Origin of the sequence: Streptomyces sp. XM83C, from assembly GCF_023072675.1 — a bacterium.
Classification (GTDB): domain Bacteria; phylum Actinomycetota; class Actinomycetes; order Streptomycetales; family Streptomycetaceae; genus Streptomyces; species Streptomyces thermocoprophilus.
Genome location: NZ_JALLGL010000280.1, coordinates 1 through 8,270, shown reverse-complemented (window position 1 = coordinate 8,270; position 8,270 = coordinate 1). Strand labels below are relative to the sequence as shown.

Genomic DNA, 8,270 nt, shown 5'->3' with positions numbered 1-8,270 from the left:
CGTGCCGCGCCGGCAGCGGCGGGGTGGGGGCACGGCGGTACGGCAGGAGGCCGTGCGACGGTGCCGCGCGGCCTCCTGTGGGGCTCGTCGTGGGTGACCGGCCGGACCTGCGGCCGGTCGTGAGGGGCGTCAGTCGGTCGCGCTGCCCGCGACCCACTGGCTCCACGGCATGTTCCAGTCGCTGAGGCCGTTGGCCGGGGCGAGCGCCGTCTTGTCCTGGGAGTTCTTGACGATGACGACGTCGCCGATCATCGAGTTGTCGAAGAACCACGCGGCGGGCCGCGTGCTGTCGTCGCCGCCACGGACGTCCTGGAGGCCCACGCACCCGTGGCTGGTGTTGACCTTGCCGAAGACGGAGGGTGCGCCCCAGTAGTTGCCGTGGATGAACGTGCCCGAGTCGGTCAGGCGCATGGCGTGCGGGACCGCCGCGATGTCGTAGGCGGGCTTGCCGTCCTTCTCGGTGAGGCCGACGCTCGCGCCGTTCATACGGATGTGGCCGTACTTCTCGGAGATGACCATCTGCCCGTTGTACGTGGGGTGTTCGGCACTGCCGGACGAGATCGGGATGGTCTTCAGTTTCTTGCCGTCGCGGACGACGGTCATCTTCTTCGTCTTGGCGTCGACCGTGCTGATCTGGCTGCGGCCGATCGTGAAGGTGGCCGTCTGCCGTACGCCGCCGACGGTCATCTCGACGGTGACGGTGGAGCCGGCCTTCCAGTAGGACTCGGGCCGGAAGTCCAGCCTGTGGTCGTCGAACCAGTGGCCGACGACCTTCTGGCCGCTGCTGGACGAGACCTTGATCTGCGACTGGACGGCGGCCTTGTCGGTGATCGAGGAGTTGAAGTCGAACCGCACCGGCATGCCGACGCCGACGGTGGAGCCGTCCTCGGGGAACAGGTGCCCGAGGAATTCGTTGGCCGGGGACGTCGTGGTGATCGTGGCGTTGGCGGCGGCGAAGCGGCCCTCGGCGTCCTCGCCCTCGGCGGCGATCTGGTAGCGGGTGGCGCGCTGGAGCGGGCTGTCCGGCGTCCAGGAGGTGCCGTCCGCGGACAGGGTGCCCGCGATCTCGGTGCCGGAGGCGACCGCGGTCATGGTCACGCGGGTGAGCCGGCCGTCGCTCACGGTCACCTTGACGGGGTCGGAGATGCCGACCTGGCGGGCGCCGTCCCCGGGCGTGATCCGTATGCGGGCCCGGGACTCCTCCTCGGTGGCGGGCCGGGTCGGTACGGCCTGCGCCTCGCCCCTCGTCCGGCCGTCGTTGCCGCCGCTTGCGTCGCTGTCGCCGGTGGCGGCGTGGCCGGTACCGGCGAGGACGGTCACGGTGAGCAGGCTGCCGAGTACGCCGGCCGTGGCCGCACGCCTGGTGCGTCGTATACGCCCCGTGATCAAACGCTTCTCCTTGCCCTCTGCCCGTGGTCGCGGCATCCGCTGAAGCCGGATTGCCTTGGGGACTTTCAACCACCTTTTGTATCACTTATGCGCATCCGTTAGTGCAGAATGTCCAAATTGTGGCGAAGCCCACCTATGGCGGGAGCCTTGCGCCACAGGAACCGGAACACCCGCAGAACGGGGACGATGACCGGCACGGTCCCGGCGGAAGCGGTCTCCCCGTGGGCACCGAAGGAGCCCTTCAACAGCCGACGGTGCCGGTGGACGTACGGGGGCCGTGCGCGTCAGTTCCGTACGACGGTGTCGGCCTCGGCCGGGCCCGGTGAGGGTGGTCTCGTCGTCGTGGTGGGCCGGGGGGCGGTGTTCACGGGCGATGTCAGTGGTGCCGCTTACGATCCGGGCATGCGAGCTTCAGGAACTTTCGCGGTCGTCGACTTCACTCCCGCGCCGGCGGCCGGCCCCGCGATCGAGACCGCGCTGCCCGTCGGCCTGGCCACGATGGAGAAGCGGTACGAAGGTGAGGTCCAGGGGCGCTCCGTCACCCTGTTCACCTCCGCGTACGACCAGTCCGCCGGCACGGGGACGTACGTCGCCATGGAGTCGTTCGAAGGGACGTTGCACGGCCGGGCAGGTGCCTTCAACTTCGCGCACTCCGCGACCACCCTGGGCGAGGGGCGGCAGAGCGAGTTCCTCGTCATCGTGCCGACCAGCGGGACGGGCGACCTGGCCGGCATCACCGGAACCGGCGGCATCGCGATCGACTCGGACGGCACGCACCGGATCTGGTTCGAGTACGGACTCGGCGAGTAGCTCGCACTCACGCGGGCGGGCGGGACGCCCGATGTCGGCACCGACGCCGGCCCTGGCGGTCCCGGGGGCCGGCGTCGGCGTACGTCAGCGTGCCCGCCGACGCGGCGCGAGGAAGGTTTGACAACGTTGTCTCCTGATGGTTCAGGTGCGGTTCGCTCCCGTCGGTGTCGGCGGCATCGCCGTCGCCGCGTGCGTCGAGCGCTGTGCATGTGCCGGGGCGCGAGTGACGTCGGTGTCCGGCCTGTGGGTGGTCAGTCCCGTGCCCGCGATGAAGAGCGTTCCGGAGCCTTCCACCGTCACGCCCCGGTCGGAGTCCGGCAGGAAGCAGCAGTCACCTCGGTCCAGCGTCACCGTCTCGCCGCCCTCGACGCGCAGTCGTGCCGCGCCCTCCTCGCACAGCACGATGCGCGGGCCGGCCTGGGGCACGAGCGGGAGAGGGGTGGAGGTCGGCTCGGTGCGGTAGAGGGCGAACTCCTCGGCCGGGCACAGGTACACGTCCGTACGGCTCGGGCCGACGACCGCGCTCGGGCCGATGACGGGCACGCGGGCCGCCGGGTCGGTGACCCTCAGCAGCTCCGGAACGTTCACCTCCTTCGTCGTCAGTCCCGCGCGGAGGACGTTGTCGGAGGCCGCCATGATCTCGACGCCGACGCCCTGCACGTAGGCGTGCAGGCCCCCGGCCGGCATGTACAAGGCGCTTCCCGGTCGCAGTACTTGATGCCTCATCAGCAGCGAAGCCACGAGCCCGAGATCGCCGGGGTGGTGGCGGGCCATGCGCGTCACCGCCGCGCAGGCGGCGGCATGCGGGCCGGGATCGTCCGACAGTCGTGTGCAGGCCCGCACGACTTCGCCCACCAACGCGTCGCGGTCATGCGCCGGCCATTGGAGAAGCGTCCGTAGTGCCTCCGTGAGCGGTACGCCGCTGCCGTTGTCGTCGCTCCCGTTGTCGTCGCTGCCGTTGTCGTCGCTGCCGTTGTCGTCGCTGCCGTTGTCGTCGCCGCCGCCGACGAGCAGTTCGATCACTGGGCGGAGTCTGTCCACGCCGAGGCTCTTCAGGAGAGCGGCGGCCTCTCCCTGGTCACGGAACCCGGCGAGGACTTCGAAGGGGCTGAGCGCACAGAGGAGTTCGGGCTTGGGCCAGTCGTCGGAGTACGGGCCTTCGCCGCCGTTCGCCGTCTGCGCACCGTACGCAGCCCGCGCCTGCTGCCGGTCGGGGTGCACCTGGATGGACAAGGGCTGGTCCGCCGCGATCACCTTCAGCAGGAAGGGCAGCCGGCCGCCGAATCGGTCGACGCACTCCGGCCCCAGCTCGCGCACAGGGTCGCCGCTCACCACCTCCCGCAGCGTGCGGGTGCGTCCGTCGCGCACGAGGCGTGCGGGGCCGGACGGGTGCTCCCCCATCCACAGTTCCGCCTCGGGTCCCGCCGAGGGCACGTGCCTGCCTGTCAGGCGCGCGAGCGCCTCGCGGGAGCCCCAGGCGTAGGGTTTGATGATCGGTTCGAGAAGATCCACCCGATCACATTAATGCCGGGCGTCGACCGAGGCCTCGTCCTCGGAGGCGCGGGCCGCCGCCGAGGACGCGGCGGCGGAGGCCGAGGCGCGGGCGGGGACGATCGCGGACGCCGCTCGGGAGGCCAGAGCCGACGGGGGCAGGCCGGAGAACGACGCCTCGTCAGGGCTGCGTATCGCCCGGGTGGGGGTGGGGCTGCTGCCGGAGTCGTCGTCAAAGTCGCCGCATCCGGCGAGCGCCGCTGCGGACAGGACGCAGCCGATGACCGCGACGGCGGCGCGGCGGCCGTGGCCGGGGTGGTGCCGTAGCGTGAAGTCCTTGTTCGCGCGTGGCATGAGGTCATCGTCGGCGCTGCGCGGGACGGGCGCGATTTCGCCGGCCCGTTCGCATGAGACCCGCGAAACCTGCGCTCCCCCGCCCCTCTGCGCTCGCTGTAGCGCTGGTTGTGTCCGGGGCGTGGGGGTGGGTGGGACCGTCGTATTCTCGGCCAATGGTGCCGGCGGTGCGTGGCCGGTCTCCTCGCCCGTCCGGGGCCGTCCTGTCCTCGGGACCCAGGTCGGTGCGGGAACTGCGGGAAACCCGCCGAGGCGGATTCCGCTTTACCGGTGCAAGGCGCGGTCGAGGCACACCGGGGCCGGATCCGGGTGCCGTGTGGGTCTTCGGGTGTGCGGCAGCGACGTGCGCCGGTGAGCGGCGCCGGCGCGCCGTCGGGTGGTGTCCGTGTCGTCCGGTCCCTGACGGGGCGTGAGGTTGCAGCACGGTCGGGGCGCCGGCGACGAGAACTTTCTTGGCCAATGTGCTGATCCCTGCACGTCCCACCATGTCAACCGCACTCTTGTGAACGTGACCAACCCGTGACTAGGCTCCCGCTCGCTTTCACGAACAGGACACGTTCTCTCCACCTCGGACCGGCCGTTCGACCGGTCCGTCCGCTTCGTACGGGCTGTGCCAAGGGCTGGGGCGAAAGGCTGCGCCGACGCAGGTCGAAGGGCTGCGCGAAGGCCGGCCGAAGGGCTGCGCAAGGGGGTGAAACGATCGTGGACGAGCCGTCGTCACCGGCGCCGCCGGCACGGGCCTCGCGCACTTTTCGCACTCCGCGTGCCGCACGCATCTCGCGCAAGAGCACGCGGGATCTGCGCATCCTGTGGTGGACCAACGCCGTCGACGGCCTCGGTACGCAGGCCTCCGGCATCGTCCTTCCCCTGCTCGTCCTCGATCTGGGCCACTCGGCCGCCACTGCCGGTTCCTTCGCCAGTGCTGTCGCCGTGGCCGGTGTCGTCCTGGGCCCGTTGGCGGCGCGGCCCGCCGACCACGGGCATCGGCGTGTGCTGCTGATCGGTTCGGCGGTGCTGGCCGCCGCCGCGATGGCGGGGCTGACCATCGCGCTGTTCTGGTGGCGGCCCCCTCTGTGGGCCGTCCTCGGTCTGGCCTTCACCGAGCGGCTGTGCGCCTTCGCGCACGAGGCGGCGGCGCGCGGGGCGCTCGCGCATGTGGCACGCCCGGAGGACGTCACGCGGGGCGCGGCCGGTCTGCAGGCCGGGGACCAAGCGGCTCTCGTCGTCGGACCAGGCGTCGGCGGGGCCCTGTTCGAGGTGGCCCGGCCGCTGCCGTTCCTGGTGGACGCCCTGTCGTACGCGGCGACCGCGCTCGGCATCCGGGCATTACGGGCGCCGCTCGACACCCGTGTTCCGGGGCGCCGCCGGACGCCCGTGACGTCGGGGGTGCGGACGGTCCTACGGTCCGCGCTGCTGCGGATGGTGCTGGTGTGGGCGTCGGCCGCGTCGGTGATCGTGACGTTGCTGTCGTACACGGCGGTGTTCGTCCTCGGCGGGGACGGGGGCGCCACGGTCGGTCTCGTGCTGAGCGCCTCCGGTGCGGCCGGTCTGGTGGGGGCGCTGCTGGCCCCGGGTCTCGTGACGCGTCTGGGCGCGCGGCGTGCCGTGGTGTCGGCGACCTGGTCGCTGCTGGTGCCGGCCGGGGTGCTGGTCGCAGCGGACTCGGCCGGGAGCTTCGCGGCGGGGTTCGCGCTGCTGGCGCTGCTGCTGCCGACGGTGACCGTCGTGCTGTCCGGGGCCATGGTGCGAGCCGTGCCGCGGGAGGTGCAGTCTCAGGCGGGGGCGGTGGTGGGCGCGACGGCCGCTCTGGCGGCGGCCGGCTGCCCGGCGCTGGCGGCGGCGCTGGTGACCTGGCGCGGTGCCCATTCGCCGGCCGTGCTGTGCCTGGCGTCGCTGGTGCTGCTGGCCGTGTACACGCAGGGCGTGTCGGGGCGGTGGCTCACCGGGGAGGCCGGGGCGGACGACGGGCACGCGGGCCGGGACGGGCGCAGGGGCGCGGGCGTTCCCGCTGCTGACGGGCCCCGGGACGAGGCATCCGCGGCGGACGACCCCGGCTCCGGGGCCGAGGCCCGGTCCGGCGGGAGGGGGCAGGGAGGAGGGCCTCGTGAGTGACGCCGCCCGTTACCAGGTGTTCCGCAGTGCTCTGCCGGAGTCCTGCCCGGGTTCGCCGGACCGCATGGTGTTCACGGCCGACGCGGAGGGCCGCTGCGAGGTGTTCACGTGGGACGCCGCCACGCGGCGGGTGCGGCAGGTGACCTCCCGCCCCGGCGGAACGTTTCACTGCGCCATCGACCACGACGCCGACGTGTGGTGGTTCGAGGAGGACGAGGACGGCCTCGGCACCTGGATGTACGCGCCCTTCGCAACGAGCCCTGCTGGAGCCTCCGCCGCCCCGGCCGAAACCTCCGCCCGGACCGCAGCCCCCGCCGCCCGGACCGGCGACTCCCCCGCACCAAAAGGCGGCACCACCGGGAGACCAGGCCTGCTGGGTCTGCCGCCCGGACTGCCGCGCGGGCTGGCCTTCGCCGCCGACGGCACAACCGCCGTCGCCCTCACCGACGGCCGGGTCTCGACCGTCCACGTCGGCCGCAAGGGCGGTTCCGCCCGGCTGCTCCTCAGCGCCGAGGGCCCCCTCGCGCTGCGCGGCATGGCGTCCGACGGCGGGCTGCTCGCGGTGAGCGGCGGCGCGGACGACGCCGTCGTGCTGCTCACCGCCGACGGCACCGTCACCGCCGTACTGCCGCCGGGGCCCGCACGTCAGTGGTGCCGCGGTTTCCGCCCGGCCGGCGGGCGCGAGCTGCTGCTGGTGCGGGAGTCCGGTGACCGTTACGTCCTGGCCACCTGGACGCCGGAGGACGGGACGGTCGTCCACGACTGGTGCGTCTTCGACACGGAGATCTCCGCCCGCTGGTACCCGGACGCCCGCGAGGTCCTCGTACGGCAGGACCGGCACGGCCGTTCCCTGCTGCACCGCGTCGATCTGACGGCCCGCCGCCGCAGCGTCCTGCCGACACGGCCGGGCACGGTCCTGGACGCGGCACCGCGCCCCGGCGGTGGTCTGCACTGTCTGTGGACCGACACCACGCATCCGCCGGTGCTGCTCGCCACGGACGGCACGCCGCTGCCACCGCTGACCGGGACGCCGCCGCGGGTGCCGGGCCGGCACCGGGACCTGTGGACGTCCACCCCCGACGGTCCCGTGCACACGCTGCTGAGCCTGCCCGACACGGCCGCGCCGGGCCGGCCCGCGCCCCTGGTGTTCCTGGTGCACGGCGGGCCCGCCGACCAGGACCGCGACGCGTACGACGGCACCGTGCACTCCCTCGTCGCCTCCGGCTATGCCGTGGCACGCGTCAACTACCGCGGCTCCACCGGCTACGGGCCCCGCTGGCGGCACGCGTTCACCGCCGGGGTCGGCCACACGCAGGTGCAGGATCTCGCCGCGGTCCGCGCCGACCTGCTGCGCCGCGGGCTGGCCGCACCCGACGCGACGGCGCTGTGGGGCGTGTCCTGGGGGGCGTATCTGGTGCTGCTCGCGCTGGGGACGCGGCCCGAGCTGTGGCGGGCGGGCATCGCGGTGAAACCGCTCGCCGACTGGGCGGCCGCGCACCGCTCCTCGACGTCCGCGCTGCGGGCCTTCGACATACGGCTGTTCGGCGGCACCCCGGACGAGGTGCCCGAACGCTACGCGCGGAGCTCCCCGCTGAGCTACGCCTCCCGTGTCACGGCGCCGCTGCTGGTGGTGGGCGCCACCCGGGACGTCAAGTGCCCGCCGGACCAGATCCGTTCCTACCTGGCCGCGCTCGACGACGCGGGGGTGCCGTACGAGGCGATGTGGCTGGACACCGGGCACGACGGCTACGACGGTGCCGCCCATGTCGCGGTCCTGCGGCGCGCGATGACGTTCCTGAACCGCCGACTGGCCGTACCCCGCGGCCCGGTCACCGAAGACTCCCCCGGTCGCCGGGGGAGCCCGGAGCCGCCGCGCACACGACGGCCCGGGCCGGCACGAACCGCTCACTGACGAAGGGAGAGATCCATGCAGAAGGACATCATCCACAACGATCCGCTCGCGGACGAGGAGGAGAACCGCAAGCCCGGCATCGGCATCACCATCACCATTCCGTTCCGGAACGCCGACGAGGGCGACGAGGAGTGACCTCCGCCCGGCCGGTCCCGCACGGGGCCGGCCGGGCTCCCCTCCCCCACCTCCCCTCTCCCTCCTC

6 protein-coding genes are annotated in these 8,270 nt (G+C 72.9%); 3 read left to right on the top strand and 3 right to left on the bottom strand.

The window, feature by feature from the left end:
• Positions 1-129 precede the first annotated feature (129 nt).
• A complete protein-coding gene (locus MTQ10_RS24555) occupies positions 130-1,389 on the bottom strand; it encodes a L,D-transpeptidase (RefSeq protein ID WP_247472335.1) in 1,260 nt (419 codons plus the stop codon).
• A gap of 402 nt (positions 1,390-1,791) precedes the next feature.
• Here MTQ10_RS24555 and MTQ10_RS24550 point away from each other — a divergent pair, with 402 nt between their 5' ends.
• Positions 1,792-2,199, top strand: coding sequence for a DUF3224 domain-containing protein (locus MTQ10_RS24550; RefSeq protein ID WP_247472334.1), 408 nt, complete (start codon positions 1,792-1,794; stop codon positions 2,197-2,199).
• A gap of 141 nt (positions 2,200-2,340) precedes the next feature.
• Here MTQ10_RS24550 and manA read toward each other — a convergent pair whose 3' ends face one another.
• Together manA and MTQ10_RS24540 are read right to left on the bottom strand one after the other, a co-directional pair.
• Complete coding sequence (gene manA / locus MTQ10_RS24545; RefSeq protein WP_247472333.1) at positions 2,341-3,711, bottom strand: mannose-6-phosphate isomerase, class I; 1,371 nt, start codon at positions 3,709-3,711, stop codon at positions 2,341-2,343.
• Positions 3,712-3,720: 9 nt separating this feature from the next.
• Entirely contained in the window at positions 3,721-4,044 is a 324-nt protein-coding gene (locus MTQ10_RS24540; RefSeq protein WP_247472332.1) for a hypothetical protein, read from the bottom strand.
• A 702-nt stretch (positions 4,045-4,746) separates the two neighbouring features.
• Between MTQ10_RS24540 and MTQ10_RS24535 the strand changes: the two genes are divergently transcribed.
• A complete protein-coding gene (locus MTQ10_RS24535; RefSeq protein WP_247472331.1) occupies positions 4,747-6,156 on the top strand; it encodes an MFS transporter in 1,410 nt (469 codons plus the stop codon).
• The gene (locus MTQ10_RS24530) at positions 6,149-8,068 is read left to right on the top strand and encodes a S9 family peptidase (RefSeq protein WP_308404596.1); all 1,920 of its coding nucleotides are present in this window, start codon (positions 6,149-6,151) and stop codon (positions 8,066-8,068) included. The genes MTQ10_RS24535 and MTQ10_RS24530 overlap by 8 nt, the downstream gene beginning before the upstream one ends.
• The last annotated feature ends 202 nt before the right edge of the window (positions 8,069-8,270 follow it).

Coding starts and splice junctions, on each gene's coding strand:
- MTQ10_RS24550 (WP_247472334.1), top strand. CDS start 1,792: ATGCGAGCTTCAGGAACTTTCGCGGTCGTCGACTTCACTCCCGCGCCG.
- MTQ10_RS24540 (WP_247472332.1), bottom strand. CDS start 4,044: ATGCCACGCGCGAACAAGGACTTCACGCTACGGCACCACCCCGGCCAC.